General features: G+C 31.2%; 16 protein-coding genes, 1 pseudogene and 1 riboswitch. Of the genes and pseudogenes, 7 read left to right on the top strand and 10 right to left on the bottom strand.

Going from position 1 to position 24439, the window contains the following annotated elements; translation table 11 throughout:
- A pseudogene (locus Q326_RS19265) lies at positions 1 to 160 on the top strand (IS256 family transposase); the annotation flags it as partial.
- A gap of 274 nt (positions 161 to 434) precedes the next feature.
- Here the strand turns inward: Q326_RS19265 and dsdA are convergent.
- From dsdA to Q326_RS0116315, 6 genes are all read right to left on the bottom strand, one after another.
- Complete coding sequence (dsdA, locus tag Q326_RS0116340) at positions 435 to 1685, bottom strand: D-serine ammonia-lyase (RefSeq protein ID WP_026896316.1); 1251 nt, start codon at positions 1683 to 1685, stop codon at positions 435 to 437.
- Positions 1686 to 1698: 13 nt separating this feature from the next.
- On the bottom strand, positions 1699 to 3117 hold the full coding sequence (locus Q326_RS0116335) for a sigma-54 interaction domain-containing protein (protein ID WP_026896315.1): 1419 nt from the start codon (positions 3115 to 3117) through the stop codon (positions 1699 to 1701).
- A gap of 186 nt (positions 3118 to 3303) precedes the next feature.
- Entirely contained in the window at positions 3304 to 4683 is a 1380-nt protein-coding gene (locus Q326_RS0116330) for an alanine/glycine:cation symporter family protein (protein WP_026896314.1), read from the bottom strand.
- Positions 4684 to 4779: 96 nt separating this feature from the next.
- Complete coding sequence (locus tag Q326_RS0116325) at positions 4780 to 6426, bottom strand: M20/M25/M40 family metallo-hydrolase (protein ID WP_026896313.1); 1647 nt, start codon at positions 6424 to 6426, stop codon at positions 4780 to 4782.
- A 351-nt stretch (positions 6427 to 6777) separates the two neighbouring features.
- On the bottom strand, positions 6778 to 8160 hold the full coding sequence (locus tag Q326_RS0116320; protein ID WP_026896312.1) for an alanine/glycine:cation symporter family protein: 1383 nt from the start codon (positions 8158 to 8160) through the stop codon (positions 6778 to 6780).
- 107 nt (positions 8161 to 8267) lie between these two features.
- On the bottom strand, positions 8268 to 9914 hold the full coding sequence (locus Q326_RS0116315; RefSeq protein ID WP_051531603.1) for a M20/M25/M40 family metallo-hydrolase: 1647 nt from the start codon (positions 9912 to 9914) through the stop codon (positions 8268 to 8270).
- 560 nt (positions 9915 to 10474) lie between these two features.
- Between Q326_RS0116315 and aroB the strand changes: the two genes are divergently transcribed.
- From aroB to Q326_RS0116285, 6 genes are read left to right on the top strand one after another with little or no spacing between them, the layout of a single operon-like run.
- Positions 10475 to 11554, top strand: coding sequence for a 3-dehydroquinate synthase (gene aroB / locus Q326_RS0116310; protein WP_026896310.1), 1080 nt, complete (start codon positions 10475 to 10477; stop codon positions 11552 to 11554).
- Positions 11555 to 11560: 6 nt separating this feature from the next.
- Positions 11561 to 12844, top strand: a complete 1284-nt coding sequence (aroA, locus tag Q326_RS0116305) for a 3-phosphoshikimate 1-carboxyvinyltransferase (RefSeq protein WP_026896309.1) — start codon at positions 11561 to 11563, stop codon at positions 12842 to 12844.
- Positions 12831 to 13931: a chorismate synthase gene (gene aroC, locus Q326_RS0116300; protein ID WP_026896308.1), complete on the top strand. Its 1101-nt coding sequence runs from the start codon at positions 12831 to 12833 to the stop codon at positions 13929 to 13931. The genes aroA and aroC overlap by 14 nt, the downstream gene beginning before the upstream one ends.
- On the top strand, positions 13919 to 14194 hold the full coding sequence (locus tag Q326_RS0116295) for a chorismate mutase (RefSeq protein ID WP_026896307.1): 276 nt from the start codon (positions 13919 to 13921) through the stop codon (positions 14192 to 14194). The genes aroC and Q326_RS0116295 overlap by 13 nt, the downstream gene beginning before the upstream one ends.
- A gap of 22 nt (positions 14195 to 14216) precedes the next feature.
- Complete coding sequence (aroE, locus tag Q326_RS0116290; protein ID WP_026896306.1) at positions 14217 to 15047, top strand: shikimate dehydrogenase; 831 nt, start codon at positions 14217 to 14219, stop codon at positions 15045 to 15047.
- Complete coding sequence (locus Q326_RS0116285) at positions 15037 to 15546, top strand: shikimate kinase (protein WP_026896305.1); 510 nt, start codon at positions 15037 to 15039, stop codon at positions 15544 to 15546. Before aroE ends, Q326_RS0116285 begins: the two co-directional genes overlap by 11 nt.
- A gap of 18 nt (positions 15547 to 15564) precedes the next feature.
- Here the strand turns inward: Q326_RS0116285 and Q326_RS0116280 are convergent, their stop codons facing one another.
- From Q326_RS0116280 to Q326_RS18840, 4 genes are all read right to left on the bottom strand, one after another.
- Positions 15565 to 15861, bottom strand: coding sequence for a hypothetical protein (locus Q326_RS0116280; protein WP_026896304.1), 297 nt, complete (start codon positions 15859 to 15861; stop codon positions 15565 to 15567).
- Between the two features lie 148 nt (positions 15862 to 16009).
- Complete coding sequence (locus Q326_RS0116275) at positions 16010 to 18184, bottom strand: S-layer homology domain-containing protein (protein ID WP_026896303.1); 2175 nt, start codon at positions 18182 to 18184, stop codon at positions 16010 to 16012.
- A 32-nt stretch (positions 18185 to 18216) separates the two neighbouring features.
- The gene (locus Q326_RS0116270; RefSeq protein WP_026896302.1) at positions 18217 to 23676 is read right to left on the bottom strand and encodes a prenyltransferase/squalene oxidase repeat-containing protein; all 5460 of its coding nucleotides are present in this window, start codon (positions 23674 to 23676) and stop codon (positions 18217 to 18219) included.
- 244 nt (positions 23677 to 23920) lie between these two features.
- A riboswitch (cobalamin riboswitch) is annotated at positions 23921 to 24111 on the bottom strand.
- Positions 24112 to 24240: 129 nt separating this feature from the next.
- Positions 24241 to 24439 (bottom strand): hypothetical protein (locus Q326_RS18840; RefSeq protein WP_205687693.1); only part of this gene is annotated, 199 nt, incomplete at its 5' end.

Here is a 24439-nt window from a genome sequence, read left to right as displayed (position 1 = left end):
AAAATCAGTGTTTCCTTCTGATCAATCCCTTGAAAAAATGCTTTATTTGGCGGGGCAAAATGTAATGAAGAAATGGAACAGAAACTATAAAAACTGGGACTTAGTCCTTAATCAACTAATGATATTCTTTAAAGACAGAATAGATGCTTTTGTTCTGTAAGTTATCATTAGAAACCATTTCTTCATTAATAAAGATTATTGCCAAAACCATAAGATTTTATGAATATAATCATATAGCTTTGGCAATTCTATAATCAAAGTTAGTATCAATTTTGTTCTATATTATTTAATTTAATAGTTATTGTCAGATTGGATTTAAACTTCCTAAAAGCACAAAGTTATTTACAGACTCTAGTATTCCTATCATTGGAATACTAGCTACTAATCATTAACTAATAACTAATTTTATCCCTTTAACAATAACGATAAAAAAATTATTTTAATCCCTTTCCTCTATTATACATCTTTATATATTCCTTTTCTGGCAAAAATGCGCCTCCTGTTAGCCATGCTATATGTATACCTCTACTTTTTTCTTTAACTGCAATAGGTCCCTTTAGACTCGATGCAGCTGAAGGCTCTATCTTTATATCCATAGTTTCCTTTGTAATATATAATAATTTAAATAATTCTTCATCATCTATAGTATATATTCCATCTATTAGTTTGTCAGCAATATTGGATACCAATTTAGATGGAGATCCAACTGCTAATCCATCGGCCTCTGTTATATTATCTATACCATAGTCCTTAACAGAAATACTACTTTTCTTGCCTGTAACAAGACCTAATAACATACATGGTGCATGGGTTGGCTCTACAAAATAGCAATATAAATTATCTTTAAATACATTCCTTAGTCCAAATGCAATCCCGCCAGGGGCACCTCCTACTCCACATGGCAAATATACATTGATAGGATGCTCTCTGCTTACCTTTATACCCATTTCTTCTAATTGATTTTTTAATCTTAAAGCAGCAACACTATAACCTAAAAATAAGTCTTTAGAATTTTCATCATCTACAAAATAGGCCATTGAATCTATTTCACATTGTTTTCTGCCCTCTTCTACTGCTTTAGTATAGTCATCTTCATATTCTACTACTTTAGCTCCTTTATTTCTGAGCATATCTTTTTTCCACTTCTTAGCATCTGATGACATATGGACTGTAACATCAAACCCTAATGATGACGATATAATTCCTATACTCAATCCCAGATTACCAGTGGAGCCTACACCTATCTTATATTTTGAAAATAAATCTCTATACTCTTTATTAGCTAATTTAGAATAATCGTCATCTTTTGAAAGCATTTTCTGATCCATAGCTATTTTTTCAGCATGTTTTAATACCTCATATATACCTCCTCTAGCCTTGATAGAACCTGCAACTTTTAAATGACTATCACATTTCAATAAAAATTCTCCACATACCTTAGTATCATATACCTTTTCTAATTCATCTTTAAGACTTTCTCCTTTAACCAGTGGAGATTCTATAATACCACCACAGGTTTCAGGAAATAATCTATCTATCAACGGTGCAAACCTTTGTAATCTTTTTTCAGCATCAATTATATCTTCCATTGTTATGTCGATATCGGATATCAAATTTTCCCTTTGATTACTCCAAAATACAGGTTCATAATCGACTATACACTGTAAAATATTGTTATCATCCATATAATCCCCTCCATTAAAACAATTTGCTTTTAATTTTATATTGTAATGATTGCCTAGAAATACCTAGTATCGCTGCTGCTTTAGATATATTCCCATCAGTTTCTTTTAATGCTTCTCTAACAACTTCTTCTTCTACTTCTTTTAGGTAAGTAGATAAATCAATTTCTCCTTTTTTAATCTTTTCATACTTACAAATATTGACTTTCTTAGTTTTTAATGAATCTATATCAAACTGATTCGAGATATTTCTTTTTAGATGATATGGTAGATGCTCTACAGTTATTTTTTCATTACTTTCGATAAGATTTATAGCCCCTTCCAACAAATGTTCTAATTCTCTGACATTACCTGGCCAACTATATTTATGGAAAAAATCCTTAACCGAATCATCTAATCCTCCCACCCTCTTGTCCATTTTTTTAGAAAGTTTTTCTATAAAATAATCTGTTAAAATATCTATATCTCCTTCCCTTTCTCTTAAAGGAGGAATAAATAAATTAACTACACTTAATCTATAGAATAAATCCTTTCTTAACTTTCCTTTTTTTATAGACTTAACAGGATCTTCATTGGTTACTGCTATAATTCTAACATCTACATGTTGTTCACTTTCGCTACCGATAGGCCTAAATTTCCCCTCCTGTATAGCTCTTAATAATTTAACTTGAAGATTTAATGGCATAGAGTTTATCTCATCAAGCATCAATGTTCCTCCATCAGCTTGTTGAAATAAACCAGGCCTATCTATAGCACCAGTAAATCCTCCCTTAGATGTCCCAAAAAGTAGCCCTTCTAAAAGGGTTTCTGGCAAAGCAGCGCAATTCTCTGCAACAAAAGGCTTATCTTTTCTATTACTGGCACTATGAATACTTTGAGCAAAAAGCTCCTTTCCTGTTCCTGATTCCCCAATGATAAGTACATTGGAAAATGTTTTACTTGCCATTCTAGCTATCTGTTTTGCATTTAATATCTGTGGGGAATATCCAATTATATCTTCAAATCTATATATATTTCTCTTATTTTTTTCACTTTCGTCCTGCTCCACTGAATTTTCCAAAAATAAGGCTTGCTCCTTGAGTTTTTTTATTTTACTTATATCTTTTGCTACTTCTATCGCCCCTATAACTTTACTTTGTTGTGTTATGGGAAAAGTAGAATTTAATGTAGTAATTTGTTTACCTTCTTTATTAAAATATGTCTGTACCTTTTCAATTATAGGTTGTCCAGTTTCTAAAACCTTTAGTAAAGTACTCTCATTCTTTAGTGAAGGTAATACATCCAATAAATTTTTATCAATCACTTCATTAACAGTTAATCCTTCCAGTTCTGCCATGGTTTGATTATATACTAATGTCTTTCCATATTCATCAATTACATGGACTCCTTCACTAATAGAATCATTTATCAAATCCAACAGCAAATCTTTTTCCATAATCACATCTCCTTTACTTCACTATTTCTCTACAAAACTGGACTTGAATAAAATGAAATTAATTTTTATTATACCCTATACTATTATACCATAATTTAATTATATACAATATTTCATTTACATATTGGTTAAATATCAACGAAAAGCCCCGAGAAAATTCTCGAGGCTTTTCGATCTATTATATAACTATTTTGTCTTTCCTATATCCTTTAAATAATACTTTTCTGAAGTGAAAAATTCTTTTGTAAGCTCAACCACATCTTTATGAAGTAAAAATACTGCTATCATATTTGGTAGTATTATCATAGCCAATAATATGTCTAAAAATTGCCACAATAATTGAGCTGCTCCTACTGCTCCTACAAATATTGATGCAAGATATACATATCTCATAACCTTTGAAAATTTAATACCAAAAAGATATTCTGCCTGTTTCTCTCCATAGAAAACTAATACTATCAAAGTTGAAACCACAAAGAATAATAAAGAAATCGTTACTACAAATCCACCTACAGGTCCAAAATAATGGGTAAATGCTGCTGCTGGTAATCCTGATGGATTATCCATAGCTCCTGGTGCATTCCACAATCCAGAAGACAAAATAACAAATGCGGTAACACTACAAATTATTAATGTATCTACTATTATTTCAAATATAGCCCAAAAACCTTGTCTTACAGCATGGTCATTAGTTGCTGGTGCATGGGCCATTGGAGCTGTACCCATACCTGCTTCATTGGAATAAATACCTCTAGCCACTCCCCATCTAACAGTAGCAGCCAATGTAGATCCTGCAAATCCTCCAACTGCTGACATAGGTGTAAATGCATGTGAAAATATAAGTCCCAATACCCCGGGTAATTCCCCTATATTTAATATTATAATTATTAATGCCCCTATTATATATATACTTGCCATAAATGGTACAACTCTTTCAGTAACCTTACCTATTCTCTTTATACCACCTATTACTACTGCACCAACTAATAATAAAGTAACCCCCCCTGTAATAGCAGGATCTAGATTAAAAGATTCTAATGCTGAAGCTGACACTGAATTAGCCTGTACCATTATACTAGGTACTAATTCTACCATTAAGAAAAATGAGAAAAATACACCTAACCACTTCATATTTAGGCCCTTTTCCATATAATACATTGGACCTCCAACATATTCGCCTTCTTCATTGGTACTTCTGTACTTGAATCCTAAAACAACTTCACAAAACTTAGATCCCATTCCAAAAATAGCCATAATCCACATCCAAAATACAGCACCAGGACCTCCAAATATAATAGCCGCTGGAACTCCTATAATATTTGATGCTCCAACTGTAGATGCAAGGGCTGCTGTAACTGCTTGAAACGGTGATACTGTTCCTTCTCCTTGTTCTGGTTTACTAAACATCTTACCAAAGGTCTGTTTTAAAATATAGGGCGCATACCTTACTTGAAAAAATCCTAATCTTGCTGATAAAATAATTCCACCTAATCCTAATAATAATAACATAGGTATTCCCCAAATCCATGATGTAACCTTTGCAACAATGTTTAAAAATGCATCCATATAAATACTTCCTCCTTAGTATTTTATTTCAACTAAAAATAGCTAAAATTAATTTTAGCTATTTTTAGTTGTTTTCTTAAAGACTATAGTTTTTTATTATCCTAAAAGATTCATTATAGTATCATATACAAGTTTAGGAGCTATTTCATAGGAATATCTTCTCTCTAATCTTTCAGTAAATTTATGTGCATCTTTACCAAATGGTCCTATATTAACTACTGGTAAATTTAATTTTTGCATATCTTCCAATGGTAAATCATATTTCACTCCAAACGCCGGCATATTGTTTTTTAATGCGGCTATTACACTGTCATCCTTTGGTGCCGATGCATAACTTAAATCTGATATATATGGATAGAATTTTTTGTGAACTATATTATATTCTACATCCATTGCATTTACTGCTTTATCCACTGACTCTAATAATTTTTTCTCTTTGCCTTCTGACCCCTCTACATATATATGTGGATAATATGGTGGTGCGAAATATACTATTATTACTGGATCTTTATCCGACCACATACTATGCACTTCTGATACTAACTTAAGACTGAAATCTCTATCATCTAGAGTTTCATCCTTTAATAATTCTGCTTCCAATTCTTTTATGGCCTTATCTAGATCGTCTCCCATTTCTGCTTTTACTTTTTCATATAATTCTTGATAAGACATTACTCTTGCTTTCCATGGTAACTCTTTCTGTGGGAATCCACTCTTTTCACAGAATGTTTGATATTGTCCCTTCAAATACCCTATTACATCTTCAAAGGCATCCTTTGCTGCATTTTTCATTTTTTCCATTACTTCATCGGGGCCGCTTTTATGAGTTGCATAATTGAAATATAGATTGGCAGTTTTTGCTATTTGTACTGAATATTCTTCTTTCATATCTTGTTGTCTCAACGTAATTGGTGGTAATGATACTTCTCCTTCTGCTATATCTGAATACTCTACATTTAAATTAACTCTTTGAGTTATTGCACCAGCCAATTGATTTGGATCTAACCCCTTAAATGGCTCGCCAACATGGGTTTCTTTTCCTACTACATAGAATGAAGGCATTAATTTACCTACTGTTCCTATATATACGTATTTGCTATCGTCTCCTTCATATCTCTCTGCACTATAGTCATTATCTATTACTGCTAAGTATTCAAATCCTTCTTCTTCTTCCATTTTAACTAACTCTGGAACTACCGATAACATTCCGCCTGAATTTCCTTCTTCATCTCCCACTGCTGCAAATACTAGATTACCCTCAAATTCATCTATTCTCTCTGAAAGATATTCTATCAATACCATAAATGTGGCTACTCCACACTTCATGTCAAATATTCCTCGTCCAAATAACCAATCTCCTGATTCTAAATCTTTTCTAGCATCTTCTGGTAATGTAACTGTCTTCAATTTTTCTGCTAATTCTTCAGGCTTGGTAGCGTATTCCTTAAGCTTTCCATAGTCTGATATCCCAACTGTATCTATATGAGCTATTAACACTATTGTCTTTTTACTATTTCCCTTTTCTCCCTTTAATGTTGCTACAACACTTTGTCTCTCCAATTTATCATTTTTAAAGTCTACATATTTCACTAACTCAGGATGTTTTTTGTAATAGTCCATTTTCATAAATTCATCATAAACCTTTTTACTTATATCTAATTCTGTCTTGGTACCTACTACACTTAGCACTTTTGTCAATTCAACATTTAGATTTTCAATCTTCTTTGCTAAACCCTTATCCATTTTTTTAACCTCCTAAAATTTTAATATTGTAGAAATCGTTTTCAACATGTCAAAATTTTTTAAATTTTAAATATTATATATAGGTATATAATGATACCACTATATAATCATTGCAATATTGATGCCATTTTTTCTATTTTTTCTGATTTTTATTGTAGTTCTCATTATTTCTATAATTGAGTGAATTGATATCTTTTTAACAATATGCTGAATTTTATAAATATTTAGTTAAATGTAAAATTTTTTTGCTTCATCGAAAAAAAATTTGCTAAAATCTTTCCAAAGTTAAAAGGACCCTGGCATAGGAAAGGATCCTTTTATAGTTCATTTATATATATTTAAGCTATTTCCCTATTTAGTCTTGCCTATATCTTTCAAATAATATTTTTCTGAAGTAAAGAATTCCTTCGTAAGCTCAACTACATCTTTATGAAGTAAAAATACTGCTATCATATTCGGTAATATAATTGTAGCAAGCATAATATCAAGGAATTGCCATAATAACTTAGCTGCTCCAATTGCTCCAATATAAATTGATATTAGATACACATATCTCATTACCCTTGAAAATTTAAGCCCAAATAAAAATTCTGCCTGTTTTTCTCCATAGAATATAACAACTATAAGTGTTGAAACAACAAAGAATAATAACGAAATAGTTACTACATATCCACCTATTGGACCAAAATAATGACTAAATGCTGCTGCTGGCATACCTGATGGATTATCCATAGCACCTGGTGCATTCCATAATCCAGAAGATAATACAACAAATGCTGTTGCAGTACAAATAAGAAGTGTATCAACTATAATTTCAAATATCGCCCAGAATCCCTGTCTTACTGGATGATCTGTTACTGCCGCAGCATGAGCCATAGGTGCAGTACCCATACCTGCCTCATTGGAATACATACCTCTAGCTACACCCCATCTAACTGTTGCAGCAAGTGCAGAACCTGCGAATCCACCTACAGCTGCCATAGGTCTAAATGCATAACTAAATATTAATCCAATAACTTCAGGCACCTTGCCTATATTAAGAACTATAATAATTAGTGCTCCCAAAAGATAAAGACTGGCCATAATTGGCACAAGTTTCTCTGTTACCTTACCTATCCTTTTTATACCCCCTATTACAACTAATCCCACTACTACAAGGGTGAATATTCCAGTTATTGATGGTGAAATATTAAAAGATTCCTTTGCTGATGCAGCAACTGAATTTGCTTGAACCATAACGCTTGGTATTAATTCTGTCATTAGGAAAAATGAAAATATGACACCTAGCCATCTCATATTTAGACCCTTCTCCATATAATACATTGGGCCTCCAACATATTCCCCCTCTTCATTTTTTCCTCTATACTTCATACCAAGTACGACTTCTATAAATTTAGGTCCCATACCCATTATAGCCATAATCCACATCCAGAATACGGCACCAGGACCTCCAAACATTATAGCTGCTGGAACCCCTATAATATTTGATGCTCCAACTGTAGATGCAAGGGCTGCTGTAACCGCTTGAAATGGTGATACTGTTCCATCTCCACCTACATTGGATTTACCAAACATCTTACCAAATGTTTGTTTTAAAATATAAGGTGCATACCTTACTTGAAAAAATCCCATTCTAGCAGATAAGATAAATCCTCCTACGCCTAATAATAACAACATCGGTATTCCCCAAACCCATGCCGTTATAGCACCGATTATTTCTAAAAATCGATCCATAATCTTTCCCCCTCCGTTTTATTGTATTTAATATATCTTAACCATCTAAGGGATTTTTATACCTAATCCTATGCCTGCCCCAAAGATGGAATAAGAACTAGGATAATTTAAAGTAATTCATTAAGTGCAAATTCTATAACAGCTGGTGCCTTTTCTATTAAATCTCTTCTATGGACCCTTTCAGTAAACTTGTGTAAATCTTTTCCCCAAGGTCCTATGATAAATGATGGTAAATTTAGTTCTTTCATAGCTTCAAAGGGTACTGTATATAATTTTTCCCACAATGGCATATTGGGACCAATATATGGAATAACTTCATCACTATCATTTAGTGCTGCATAGCTCAAATCTGATATTCCCATAAAATAATTTCTCTTTTCATATGATTCGTTGAAATTATCCTTTGCAAAATTGTTCAGCTTTTCAGTCAATTTAATTGTACTGTCTGTGCCTTCAATATTGAGATTTGCAATATGTGGATAATATGGCGGTGAAAATGCTATAATGACTACTGGTGACAAATCATTTATATATTCTAATACCTTCTTAATCAACACAAAATTGCTTTCAGGTATATTTATCTTATTATCCTTTATATCTTCTTCTAATTTCTTCACAGTTTTATTAAAGTCATCTATAAATTTATCTCCCGAGTCTTTAATTGCCTCCTCATAAATTTCTGCAAAAGTCTTTACATTGGATTTCCATGGTAATTTTTCTGCCTTCTTTCCAGCCTTTTCTCTAAAAACTTTATATTTCTCATTCATTTCTTTAATAACGCTTTCAAAAGCATCCTGTGAAATATTTTTTAATTGCTCTAATATATCTTTAGGTGTCCTTGTCATTGTAAGTATACTAAAATATCCTCCTGCTGATGGCGGTATGGAAGCATCATAGCTTTCTTTTCCATCTCTAGCAAAACTCCAAGATGGAGGTGGTGATACCTCATTGCCTACCACATCAGACAAATCAGGATTTAACTCTGTTCTCTTTACTATCTCAGAAAGCAATACAACCGCATTGAAACCTTGGAATATATCTCCTATATGGGTCTTTTTGCCCCTTACATATACTACAGGCATTGTTTTTCCTACTGACCCTTCATATATTATTCCAGTGTCTCTATGGTCTCTTTGATGGGGCTCAGAATTTATCAATGCAGTATAGTCCAAACTAAATCTGTCTTTAAGTTCTTTTAGTAGTTCAGCTCCTCCCCTCATACCTGCTGAAAGAGATTCTTCATCAGGCACAGATAATAATAAAATATTACCTTGGAAGTTTTCATCCTTAGAATATTTCTCCATCAATGCCATCTGTATAGCCGCACCACCCTTCATGTCACAGGTGCCTCTACCAAATATCCATTCTCCACTTTCTAAATCATATCTTACCTCTTCCGATATGGGCATACTACCAATTTTTTCATTTAATACCTTTGGATTACACGCATAATCTGACAGTACTCCATAATCATAAACATCAACTGCATCATGATGATGTAAAAATACTACCGTATTTTTTCCATTTCCCTTTACAAGGGCCCATACTACTGACCTATTCAAATAATCATCTTTCAAACTATATTTTCCAAAATAATCACTATTGTGTTTGAAATATTCTAAATTTTTAAACCACTGATAAATATATTTCTCAATCTCTCTCTCTTCTGATGTGCCAGTATCACTTTTCACAGATACTAATTCCATCATAATTTCTTCAATTCTCTTTGACAAATTATCTTCTCCCGTAATCAAAAACAATCACTCCTATTCTTTATTCAGAATTTTCAAATATTGTTCTTATTATATATTATAGCAATATTTATGCCATATTCCAAATTAATTAGTATTTTTTAATTTTTTATGTATTTTTTCGTAATCAACACAGTTCTTTAATCATAAAAAAAATTACATTTTCAATTTTTTTACATTTTTCTGTAAGTTTTTTTGCTTTTTTGCAGCAATTTTTTTTTACAACATACAAGTAATTTTTTTCCTTTATTTATTTATTCTATATCTAATACTATTTTCCTTTATTTTTGAAATCTTCATAATATATATTCTTTTTTTATATTAACAATAAACCGTTTTATTTTTCGTTTGTAAAGGTTTGCCTATTTCAAAAAATGTTTATTTTTTAGAATGTTTAAATATTTTTTTATATTTAAACTTTAAACATTTTCTAACTAATTTTTTACAAAAAATAATACTTGTCGATATTAAAGGTATAAAATATATAACTGTAGAAAAGATATATAGTATTCTTAAATCCAATATATTTTAAAATAAATTCTTAAATAGAAAGGAATAGTAAAATGAAACGTATGTCTGTAAACACTCATAATAATACTTACGATATCTTTATAAAGAAAGGAATCTTGCATAATGTAGGTAGTTTTATTGAATCCTTCATTAAAAATAAAAAAGTAATCATAATAACAGATACCAATGTCAATAGACTATATGGAGAATATCTAATGAAAAATATGAGAAAATATACTTCTTCTATTTTCAAAATAGTAATCAATGCTGGCGAAGACAGTAAATCCTTTGACACTCTAAAACAAATATATGATAAATTATTATCTTTTCACGTAAATAGAACTGATATTATAATAGCATTTGGTGGTGGTGTGGTTGGTGACTTAGCAGGTTTTGCAGCTTCAACATACATGAGAGGCATCCATTTCATTCAAATACCTACTACATTATTGTCCCAAATAGATAGCAGTATAGGTGGAAAAGTGGCAATAAATCATCCCAAAGGTAAAAATTTAATTGGAAGCTTCTATCATCCAAAATCAGTAATTATAGATCCTGATCTTTTAGATACATTAAATAATAAATTTCTATACGATGGGTTTGGGGAAGTGATAAAATATTCATTGATTAAAGATAAATATCTTTATAATACTCTTATTAGAATTAATAATAAAATAGATATATTTAACCATATAGAAGATATAATATATAATTGCTGTAAAATAAAAAAAGATATTGTAGAAAAAGATGAAAAAGATCAAGGAATAAGAATGTTATTAAATTTTGGTCATACTTTAGGTCATGCTATAGAAAAATACTATGCCTACAAATCCTATACCCATGGTGAAGCCATAGCTATAGGCATGTATAACATAACAAAAGTATCTGAAGATATATGTATTACTAAAAAAGGTACCTCAAAACTTATTCTTGATATACTTAATAAGTATAATCTACCTTATGATATGCCCACTAATAATATTGAAAAGCTTTTTGACTTCATAAGATTAGATAAAAAAAACTCAGGCACAAATATAAATCTTGTTTTTATAAAAGAAGTAGGAAAAGGTACCTTACAACAGCTTGACATCAAGGAATTCCAAAAATTATTAACAGTTAATTTGAAAGGATGATTATGGTTGGACACTATAAGAATTATACCTTCTATACTTAGAGGTATAGTAAATATACCCCCTTCTAAAAGTATATCCCATAGAGCAATAATATGTGGTGCATTGAGCAGCGATATAACTAAAATAGAGAATATATATTTTTCCGAGGACATAGATGCTACACTCAATGGAGTCATATCCCTTGGAGCTAAATTGATATATAAAGAAAAAAATAAATATGGTTCATATAATATTGCAATTAAAGGTACTGACGGACAAATAGCTCCAATAAATAATGTAATAAACTGTAATGAATCTGGTTCTACTTTAAGATTTTTAATCCCCTTTGCTGGACTTTCAAATACAAAAATGGTATTCAATGGCAAAGGAAACCTTATAAAAAGGCCACTAGATACATACTATAAAATATTTCAGCATCAAAATATTAAATACTATAATAATAGAGGGTTATTACCTCTTACTATAGATGGTATGTTAAAACCTGATATTTTTAAAGTGAAAGGAGACATTAGTTCCCAATTTATTACTGGACTATTATTTTCACTCCCTTTACTAAATGGTGACTCTAAAATAATAATGACTACTGAGCTTGAATCAAAGGCATATGTAGCCCTTACTCTAGAACTGCTAAAAATATTTTCAATAGATATAAAAAATATAGAGTATAAAGAATTTCATATAAAAGGAAATCAAGCATATAAAAGTACAGATTACAAAGTAGAAGGAGATTTTTCTCAAGCTGCATTTTGGTTATCAGCAGGATTAATAAGTGATAAAATACAATGTACAGATCTAAATAAGGATTCTATCCAAGGCGATAAATCTATTGTCCATACTTTGAAGCATATGGGTGGAATTATTAGTGATAATTATATTGCTGAACCCTCTAATCTTACAGGTATAGAATTTGATGGTTCCCAGCACCCTGATTTAGTTCCAATAATAGCTACTATTGCATCAGTGAGTCAAGGTACAACCATTATAAAAAAAGCTTCAAGGTTGAGGATAAAAGAATCGGATAGATTAAAAGCTATTTCAACAGAACTCAATAATTTAGGGGCTAATATCAAAGAACTTGATGATGGCCTTATTATAATGGGAAAAAAATATTTAAATGGAGGATTAGTGCATAGTTGGAATGACCATAGAATAGCTATGTCATTGGCTATAGCAGCTATAAAATGTAAAAACCCAGTATTTATTAAAGGAGCATCCGCAGTAAAAAAATCTTATCCAAATTTTTGGGACGATTATAAAATGCTTGGAGGTAATATAAATGAGTGGAATTAGCGGTAAAAACATTGAATTATCCATATTTGGAGAGTCTCATGGCAAAGGCATTGGCATAATCATAAATGGACTCCCTCCAGGTATAAAATTAGATTTTGACTATATAAATAATGAAATGCAGAGAAGGGCACCTGGACAAAATAGACTTTCTACTACTAGAAAAGAAAGGGACAACTTTGAAATAATCAGTGGCTTTTTTAATAATAAAACAACTGGCACCCCTCTTTGCTGTATCATATGGAATGAAGACACACAATCCAAAGACTACCATAGTATAAAAAACATAATGCGTCCCGGTCATGCAGATTTCTCGGGCTATATGAAATACCATGGATATAACGACTATCGTGGGGGAGGTCATTTTTCTGGTCGTTTGACGGCCCCATTAGTCTTTGCAGGCGCCATTGCAAAATGGATTTTACAAAAACAACATATATATATTGGCAGTCATATTAAAAGTATAGGACATATAAAGGAACACAATTTTGACTGGGTCAATATTGATGACAAACATTTGGAGTTATTAAATACAAAAAAATTTCCTGTCTTAGATATTGAAGTTGGTAAAAAGATGGAAGAATTTGTCCTTTCTGTAAAGAAAGAAGGAGATTCAATAGGTGGTATCGTAGAAACAGCCATTACAAATATTTCCCCTGGTATTGGGGAACCCTTTTTTCATTCTGTTGAGGGGATGATATCAAAATATTTGTTTTCTATTCCTTCCATAAAGGGCGTAGAATTTGGTGCAGGCTTTAATATAACTGAAATGAAAGGTTCGGAAGCCAATGATACATATTATATAGACAACAATAAAGTAAAAACTACATCTAATAATAATGGAGGACTACTTGGAGGGATTACAAATGGCATGCCCGTAGTGTTTAAAACTGCTATTAAACCCACCCCTTCCATAGAAAAAATCCAAAAGACCATAGATATAGCAAGTAAAGAAGAAATCAACTTAAGTGTAAAGGGACGACATGACCCCTGTATAGTACCTAGAGTCATTCCAGTGATAGAATCAGTGGCATGTCTATGTATATTAGACTTAATATGTGAAAGGAACGGTGCAGAATGGATGATTTAAAAAATTTGAGAACTGAAATTGATTCCATAGACAAAAAACTTTCATTGCTCTTTGAAAAGCGAATGGACGTAGTATCTCGTATAGTACAATATAAACTCAAAAATAATATGTCAATATATCAAAAAGATAGAGAAGATGAAGTGCTTGAAAAAATAACATCCTATATTAATGATAAATCCCTTGAAAAACCTGCACAAAAATTTTTTGAGTCTCTCATGAAAATAAGTAAAGAACAACAAGAAAGAATACTTAAAGATAAATAATAATAATGAAAGTGGTGATATTTTGAGTAATATATTTGGACTGGTGGGAGAGAGTTTATCTCATACTTTTTCTCCCAATATACATAAAATTATATTAAAAAAGATAGGCATTAAAGGATATTATAATTTATTTGAAATAAAAAGAGACAATTTAGATGGTGCTATTTATTCCCTCAACCTTTTAGGAATAAAGGGAGTCAATGTCACTATACCTTATAAAGAAAGTCTATTGGACTATTTATCTGAAATATCTCCAGAAGCAAAAGAAATTGGAGCTATTAATACTATAGATCTTTCAAATGAACAAGCCACAGGATATAATACCGATTATTTTGGGTTTGGTACAATGCTAAAGAGGTTTAACATAATGCCCAACAATAAAAAGGCCCTCATATTGGGTACAGGTGGTGCCTCTAAATCGGTTCTTACATATCTAATTAATAATAATGTATCTGATATTACATTAGTAAGTAGAAATCCCTCTAATGTAATGCATAAATTTGAAAATATTAGGGTTATATCCTATGATAATATAAAAAAACTCAATGCTTTAGATATGATTATAAATTGTACTCCCTGTGGTATGTATCCTGATGAAAATTGTACTCCAATCTCTAAAGAATTAATGCAGCATTTCAATATAGCAATAGATTTAATTTATAATCCTTTAAAGACAAAGTTTTTATCTTATGCCCAAGATTTAGATATTAAACATACTAATGGTCTATATATGCTTATTGCTCAAGCTGTAAAGTCCCAAGAAATTTGGAATAATATAGATATCCCTTTTGATATTATAGATGAGATATATAATGAAGTAATTAATCTCCTAGGTGATAAAAATGAAAAATAATATTGTACTTATAGGTATGCCAGGATGTGGTAAAACATCTATTGGAAAGCTTGTGGCAAAAAAATTAAAACTAGACTTTATAGATGTAGATGAATATATAGAAAAAGAAAATAATATGAGTATAAAAGATATGTTTAAATATGGTGAATCCTACTTTAGAAATATGGAAACAAAAGCCATCAAAAAAATTAGCACTGAAAAAAACACTGTTATTTCTACAGGAGGCGGAGTAATTACAAAGGATATAAATATGAAATATTTAAAGGAAAATGGTATTGTTCTTTTCATAGATAGACCTTTGAAGAATATACTGTCTGATATAAATCAATATAAAAGACCTCTTATACAAGATGATAAATACAAGCTCTATGAATTATTTCAAAAAAGGTACCCCATATACAAAAAATATAGTGACCATATAATAAAAAACGATAAAACTTTAATAGATGTAATCTATGCTATAGAAAGTAAAATAAAAAACAACACTTTATCTAGATAAAGTGTTGTTTTTTATTTCTTACCTTATTTTTTGCTTTTCTGCTTTTGGATCCGTTACAGTCTCGTATGCCCCCATAGAGGCTAAACTGATTAATACGGCATTTATAACTGTTAATGCTATACCCTCTAAATCTTCACCAACTCTAGCAAATATAAAGGTTAATATTAGAGAAATTATAAAATTATATAATCTAACAAAGGAATCACCAAATCTATCTTTCACAATAAACTTTGTAAACTGAACTATGATATTTACTGTCACTACAAGGCCTGTAAATGTTCCCAATATCTCTTTATTTATAAAATAATTATACATATTTTTACCCCTTATATATTTTACGACTAATATTGATTTTTTGTTAATATTGCTCTGTACTACCATCAAGACAAGCGACGATGATTTTATAGGCTCTTATTCTATAAAAACAACCTTACAATAATTATTGTAAGATTGCTTTTTATAACTAATTTAATATCAAATCATACATTCTATATAGCATCACAGCAGCCTGAGCTCGAGTAACTTTTTGTTTTGGTTCAAATCTATTCTTCCCAACACCTTTCATTATATCTTCTCTAACTACAAGTGCTACAGCTTGTTTTGCCCAAGGAGATATTTTCTCTTTGTCTATAAATATATTTAGTTCTTTACTATCTCCATTTTTGTACAACCTATTTTCTAATACCTTAGAAATTACTTTACTCATCTCCTGTCTAGTTATATTGCCTTTTGGGTCAAATCTTTGATTACCCTTTCCATTAATAATGCCTTCTCTACATGTGGATAAAATGGATCCATAATACCAAGAATTTTTATTTATATCTTTAAATGGTATCTCTGCTTCTGTAGGAGTTGTATATTTCAACATTCTAGATATTAATGCTGCAAATTCAGCTCTGCTTACATTGTCATCAGGAGAAAATACGTCTGGGGATCTACCATTAATTATTCCCTTACCAGACATAATCTTTATTTCTCTTTCTGCCCAATGTCCACCTATATCTTTAAAATTACCTTTAGAATTTTTTGCAAAATATTTACTAAAGTGGTTTGCTATGAATTTTATATTTTTATTATTAGGATTGTATAATCCCCCTACACTATTGACACTTCCATCGTCTTCCAATAAGAACACTGTTATGGCATCTTCATCTTTAATAGTGTTTTTTTCATAAGGTATACTCACCTCTATGGGCTCTTCAAAGCTTGATACTTTTTCATCTCCCAATAATGCCTCTAATTCTATCACTATACTATTATCTGGGACCATATGTCTCTCTTTATCTGATAATTTCAATACATTAATCCTTTCGGCCTTTAAATATAAATCTCTCTTGTCCTTTTTATTCCCTAAGATATTTGGAGTTATATTAAAAGAAGTAAGACCTCCATTAAGTTCTATTTCATTTAAACCTTTCAGTTGGGCTTTTTTGATAAATTCATAGGGCAAATAAATATCTACTTCATCTTCTAGTATATTGGGCATAAATATTGATATTTTTTTCATATTCATCCTATTGTCTATTAACTTAGGCGCAATATTTTTTTCCATATATGTCGAGGCCTTCAATATATCATCTATAATCTTGTTTAATGTTTTTTCTTTTTCAATTTTAGTTGTCAGATGTAATGCCATACCCAAGTTTTTTTGTGAAATCTTATATACTCCATCTCTTATCTCATCTATACTATTTTTCTCTAATAGACCTTCCATTTTTTCAACCATATCTATGCTTTTTTCCGATATTTCTTCGACTAATTTTTCTGTATCTGCCCTTTGTAAAACCTGCAATAAAGCTTTGTACATTTTATTTACATCTTTTAATACATTTTTCATTTCCTTTTCAGTTTTAGCCTCTCTTATTGAATCCTCAATAGAGTCATTTATGATGTCTATAGCATCAATAATCTCTTCTTCACTGGCATTTTCATCTTTAATTACATCATATGCATCATACAATTTCTCTTCTTTATAGGGGTTCCCTATATCTTCTCCTAAATTAGTGGTATATAGCCATTTTATATAATCTCCATCCCGTAGATTAACACTATCAGCCCCTACATTGGGAAATTCTCCATTTATAGAGAACATCCATCCACTTTTAGATCCTTTATCCATTTCAGCTTGTCCATCTATACTGGCTATATATCCTGACCTTTGCTGATAATCTATATTATTTGCCCTCAGTACCCGTTTTGTTAAAGTTATTACTGTATCATCCTTTTGTATTTCTACTTTTGTCCTCGATAATATTCTACCTTTATATCCTCTAATACTAATATATGCTATGTCTGGCTCTATTGGTGGAATGGGTTCTGTAGGTTCCTTTTCTTTAGAAATCTTTATTTTCTTTTCTTCTCCATTTATTTTTACAGAGCAATTATATTCTTTATCTTCCTGTAAAATAGTCTTAAACTCTATTTTACCATTCAAATCTGTAATGCCCTGATCTATATAATATCTTTTAGTATCATCTTCTATAATAATACTGACAGGTGTAGATTTTTCACCTTCTATAGAAATAGTAACCCTTTCATCTTCCCTGCTATATTGAACATCTATGCCATCTTTAGCAATAACAAATGAAGGAAAAAGCAGTGTCAGTATCAGTAAAAATGATAGTATCCTTTTTTTCATTTTTACCATCTCCTTTTAAATATTGGCTTAATTTATTCTACATCTATAACTAATGGATTAACTAATATTATATTTTGATTTTCAATATTATCCCAGACTAATCCTTTAATTATATAGTCTCCGTTCTCAGGAATCAAAAATCCTGCTCCCATATTTTTGCTCTCTCCTGATTCCAATGTATTATTCACATATGCATAATTTATCATCTCATTGGTATCTTTATCATATAGTGCTATTATAAACGTAGCTGTCTTATTTTCTTGGCTATTATTTTTAATCCTTATTTCCACTCTTCCCTCTGTACCCTTTCTTATCTCATGATTTCCTACTCTTGTTATTTCTATTTCTTCTGGTACTATGGTCAATTCTATTTTAGCATTTATATCTTCATATTCTTTTACCTTCACAGTTATTATTACTTTACCTTCTTTTTTGGCTGTTACCAATCCACCTTGATCTACCTGTGCTAATTCTTTGTTTGAGCTTTCCCATAGCAAACTATAACCTGTCAATAATTTATTGTCTTCATCATATACAGTTGCATTGAGTTTTAAATTACTATTTTCATTTATTGTACTAATAGGAGGATTCTGTATTTCTATTTTAGATGGTCTAGAATCATTTAAAACTATCTCTTCAAACATTGACTTACCTCTATATAAATCTGCCAATGCAATAAATGCCTGTTCTGATGCACTATTTACCTCTGTGCCCCACTGGGATTTATTTTCAAAATGATCATCTACTTTAAATGATAATAGTGCATCTAGCATTGTATTTCCATTTTTTATCCATTCTTCTGATAATGGATCTTCTCCTACTGCTATCAACCCTTGTATTGCTGCCGATATAGAGTATGGATTTTCATTATCCCAAGCTTCAAATCCACCTGTATTTAATTGGACTTCTTTTAAAAAGCTTATCCCATCATCAATAGCTTCTTCTACACCTGATTTATTTCTATGGTTGGCAAGGGCCAATAAACACATCCCTGTTTCATCAACCCCTCCAAAACCTCCATCTTCTATCTGATAACTGATAAGGGCATCTATTGCCTTATCTATATTATATTCTCCATTTGCCATATCCAATGCTAAAATACTAAAGGCTACCGTTGTTGGATAATCGTCATAATCACCTATTATAAACTTACCCTGTTCATTTTGAGAATCTGCTAATACCTTCACATAATTTATGCCATTATAATCCTTTGGATTCTTACCTGCTGCTATTAGTCCTATTATATTTCCCACATAGGCCGAAGCACTATCAGGATTTTTATTTGCTTTATATTTAGATTCAATTATTGAAATATCTTCATTTAGATTTTGACTTGTATATCTATATCCCATTGATTCCCTAAATGTAAATTCTTCCTTGTCTAAATAATATCCCCTTAAATCCTCAATAATCTTTTCAATACTTTCTTTATTATCTTCTGGCTCTTCCTCAGATTCTGTAGCTAAAGAATGATATATAGACTCTCCATTTTCTAAATCAATCAATGCTGCCAATGCGATTCCTGTTGCCTGTTCTGTATATTCTTTATAACCAGATTGTTTTTCTGTAGTTATAAAATGATTATCCCTTTTGAATTTTAGCAATGCATCCAATACTGTTTTTCCATCTTTTTCAAATTCCTCTTTTAATGGATTTCTATCTACTGCTACTATAGCTTGAATAGCAAAGGAAGTATATTCAGAAACTTCATCTGTGGAACTCGGATTATATCCAAATCCTCCAGTATCTGTCTGATAACTTTTCAAATCTTCTATATAGGTATCTAATTTTTCTTTTATTTCATTTCTATCTTTATAAAAAGACAGTGCAATAATAGTTTGTGATATATCATATATGCTAAGCCTATCAGCATCTTCATATTTTGTCATCAACATATGGATTGCTTTATCTTCATCATATCTACCATCTGCCATTTCCAACGCAATAATAGCATAAGCTTGGTCACTAATATTATTTTCATCTTCTCCCTCAATATTAAATTGTCCATTCTCTTTTTGCGACTGTTCTAATATACTCACATAATCTTTCCCTTTATAATCTCTAGGATCTTGTCCAATGGCTATTATGCCCATTATATTTTTGGCATGCATTTCTGTGGGATCATCCCATACTATATATGTCCTATCTGCCTCATCTTCTCTTAACTCTAACTTCATTGATAATTCTTCGCTTCCTATCCCTAAAATGTTTAAAGCCATAGATTGTAAGTAATTGTATTGGGCTTTATTTCTTATATATTCCTTTACATCTTTTATGGAATTACCTAATTTATCAGAAGCATCAAGTTCAGCTTCTATACTATGATACATAGATTTACCTCTATACAAATCTGCCAATGCTGCAAATGCCCGCTCTGTTGATGGTATATCCACATTGTCTCCAAACATTTCACAGAATCTAAATGTCCCATCCTCTAATTGATTATTGAGTAAAGAATCCACTAGTCCATACCCATCTTTTGTCCATTCATTGGACAATGGATCTATCCCATTGGCAATTAGTGCCTGTATAACTAACCCTGTGTACTGTGGGGTATCACCATATCCTGAATCAAATCCCCCTGAATCAGATTGATTCTCCTTTAAATAACCCACTGCGTCGTCAATTACGTCAGAAACACCATCTGTATCTTTATGTTTTGATAATGCTATTAATGCCCATGCTGTTTCTTCTACACTTCCAAAACTCTTCCCATCTGACATATTTATCAAAGCACTTATGGCATTATGGGTATTATATTCTGCATGTGCCATGTCCAACGCCATGATTCCATAGGACTGTTTATAGACATTGGACTCTTTTCCCTGTTCTTTAAATTCTCCATCAATATCTTGCAAAGCTATCAATTGTCCAATATAGTCTTTTTCTAGATTATCTAATATTTCACCAGAAGCTATTAATCCCATTATATTTTCACTAAGAGCCAGTACATTGTCTTTTTCATCTATACCTAGTTTTTTCTGCATGTCTATATAATCACTATTTAATTCATTACTAGTATGGTTAATAGCCAATGCTTCCATCCATGTATAAAATACATCTACTGATTCAAGAGAATTATTCTTTCTTTGGGAAGTTGTGGTCAGATATTCTCTTGTCTTTTCAAGTCCTTCTCTTATTTTTCCTGTATAACTTATAGATTTTTGTACATTCTTGTAACTTGAATTCTCACTTTTTAAATCTGCCAATGCAATAAATGCCTGTGCCGTACACTCATCCTTATACATGTAATCTCCATAGCTGTCGTTATATATAAAATAGTTCAATTTTTTGTATTTCATTAGTTCATCTAAAACTGTATTTCCATCTTTTATCCAGTCTTCATCTGTCAATGGATCTATGCCATTGGCAACTAAAGCCGATATTACATAAGATAAAGTCAAAGAGTTTTCAGCATCCATTGCATCCATAAAACCACCAGATGCCTGTTGCTTAGAATTTATCTCCACAAGTTTACTATCTATAAAATCCTCTACTCCTGATATATCCTTGTGAGACGACAATGCAGTCAATGCATTGGCTAATATATCCACACTATTTTGATTTTGGTTTTTCGCCATTATGTGTTTTACTGCCTCTTCCACATCATATTCTGCTTCTGCCATATCTAGAGCAATTACTGCCCATTCTGTTTGTTCAATCCTTCCTACTTTAAAACTACCATCACTCTGTTGAGCTTCCTTTAATAATTCTACATATTTATTAGGATTCTGCCCTGAAGATATTAGACCTATAATATTCATAGCATAAGGCAAGATACCTTCATTTTCATTTATACTAACTTTGTCAGCAATATCTTCTATATCTTTCTCTATATCTGTACTAGTTATATTAAGTGCCAATGCCTCAAGGGGTTTATAAAAAGCTGGCTGTGTTTGCCATTTAGAATCTAATCTTTCTGTCATCGAAGTATAATAACTCCTTAAACCATCTATAGTACCATCTATAATTTGGCTATAATCCTTATCTTCATCTTGATTCTCCACTGTGAATCTTTCATACATAGACATACCTGTATAGTAATCAGCTAATGCTACAAATCCCAATTGTGTAGCCGTTGGATCATCATCTCCACTACCCATACCTTCTGCTAATTCGAAACCTTTTCCATCTATTTTACATGACAATAGAGAATCAACTAATGTCCTATTATTATTTATCCAATCCTCTGAGGATAAATTCTCATTAGCCAATACCAATGTTTGAATAACTGGTCCAGTAGAATATGGGCTATTTCCCATTCCATAGTAATCATATCCCCCAGTTTCTAACTGCTCTTGTTTTAAATAATCTATACATGAACTAGCTAGCTCTTCCACACCATCAATATCCATATGCTTTAGCAATACCCTCAACGCATAAGCTGTAGTTGTAATATTTTCATAATGTCCATTTTTAGCTCTATTTACAAGGTATAAAACTGCTTTTTCTATATTATATTGCCCCTTTGCCATGTCTAAAGCCGTTATTGCATCTGCTAGACCTGTAACTGAATCCTGATCCTCCTCCCCTATTCTAAAATATCCTTCTTCAGTTTGTGATGCTATAATGGCATCCACATAATAACTTGGGTCTTGTCCAGTAGCTAAATATCCCATTATATTTTCTGCATAGGCTGCTGCATTTTTGCTATCATTCAACTTAAATGACCTTTTATAATCTGATTCTTTATTCTTCAAACTATTGTAAGCCATTACTTCTATCGCATTTAAATCTGTTTTTTCTTTATATGAATTCTTTAATTCTTCAATAATATTTTCTAATTCTTGGCTATTATCTCCATCACTGACAATAGTTAAATGCTGTCTTACAATCATTGGATAGTCTCTATCCTTTGATACTAATACATCATATACTCCTGCCTTTTTCAAGCTAAATGAAACTTCTCCATCTTCATTAGTTTTGTATGTACTTTCATTTCCCACTTTTATATCAACATCTTTTATGGGTTCCTTACCCACTTTATAATTTACTACTTTAATTGTAAAATTAGCCCCATCTTTTTCCACAGTAACTTCAGGTATCTTAGTTAATATATTTGCTCCTGAATAAGATGTCATATAGAACACAAGTTCCTCATTTACTAATTCTCCTTCTAAATTAGTAAGACCATCAAATTTATCTACGGAAACCATAGGTTGTACTATTTCACCATCTTTAGACTTTACATAATAACTCCAACCATGATTTTCATGATTTTTTTCACCCAATATTCCAGTAATAAAAAATCCATTACTGCTCTCTCCACCATTAATATTATCCGCTCCAATAGCTATTTCTAAACAATCCAATGGCGTATAAACTGCATCTGTTACAGTAATTTTGTCATTATATAATGTATCAGTCTTTCCTTCAATTGTAATTTTCATTTCCTGTTTCATATTGTCTGCTTGTGTACCAATATCAAATCCAGGTATAGAGCCAAAAACCATAGATATTACTAGTAAAATACTTATTATTTTTTTTAGCATATTGTCCCTCCTATTTATTTTGATATTATATTGAACATCACTTAGTCAACTTAAATAATGTTCACAACTGTTTTGCTAACACCCCCTTATTTAATATGAATACATAAAAATTTTGCCCATATCAAAAAAACTTTCCAACAAGAGGAAAGTTTTCTGATATGGGCAAAATAATATATACCAAGTAAAATAATGCGTAATGATTTATTTTATATACCTATATCTTCCCTCGCTCTAAGTCGGAACTTTGAGGAAGAGTGTAAAGATAGGTCTTCTGGCTTCCGGGTCATCTTTAAACTAAACCTTCCCACAATATAAATTGCAGTGGTCACTTTAGTTCTCATAACCGGTTACAGCTGCGACTACAGCAGGGGAATTGCACCCCTTTCCCTTAATCAATACACTATTTTAAATTGTATTATTACTCTATGTAGATTATTTATCTCAATAACATCTTATAGTATAAAACATACAAATGTCAATAAACAAACCTATTATTAATTTTTTATACAGTCACATAAAACATATTTGCATATTTACAACATAGTGTTTATTGAAAATAAAATGTTATAGGGGTAAAATACCTTTTTTACCATTTATTTGTCCCCTATTTTTATCTAGATTAATCAAAAGACATACCCTATAAATACTAAGGTATGCCTTTTTGCTTACAATCCTCATAGGTAAAGTATAAACGATAACAATTACTATAAGGCTAAAACTGTTGTTTATGAGTTTCAATTCCTCATAGGTAAAGTATAAACAA

It is taken from the genome of Clostridiisalibacter paucivorans DSM 22131, from assembly GCF_000620125.1.
In the GTDB taxonomy this organism is placed as follows: domain Bacteria; phylum Bacillota; class Clostridia; order Tissierellales; family Clostridiisalibacteraceae; genus Clostridiisalibacter; species Clostridiisalibacter paucivorans.
Note: the sequence above shows the minus strand (reverse complement) of the source record. Positions and strands in the feature narration are given on the sequence as shown.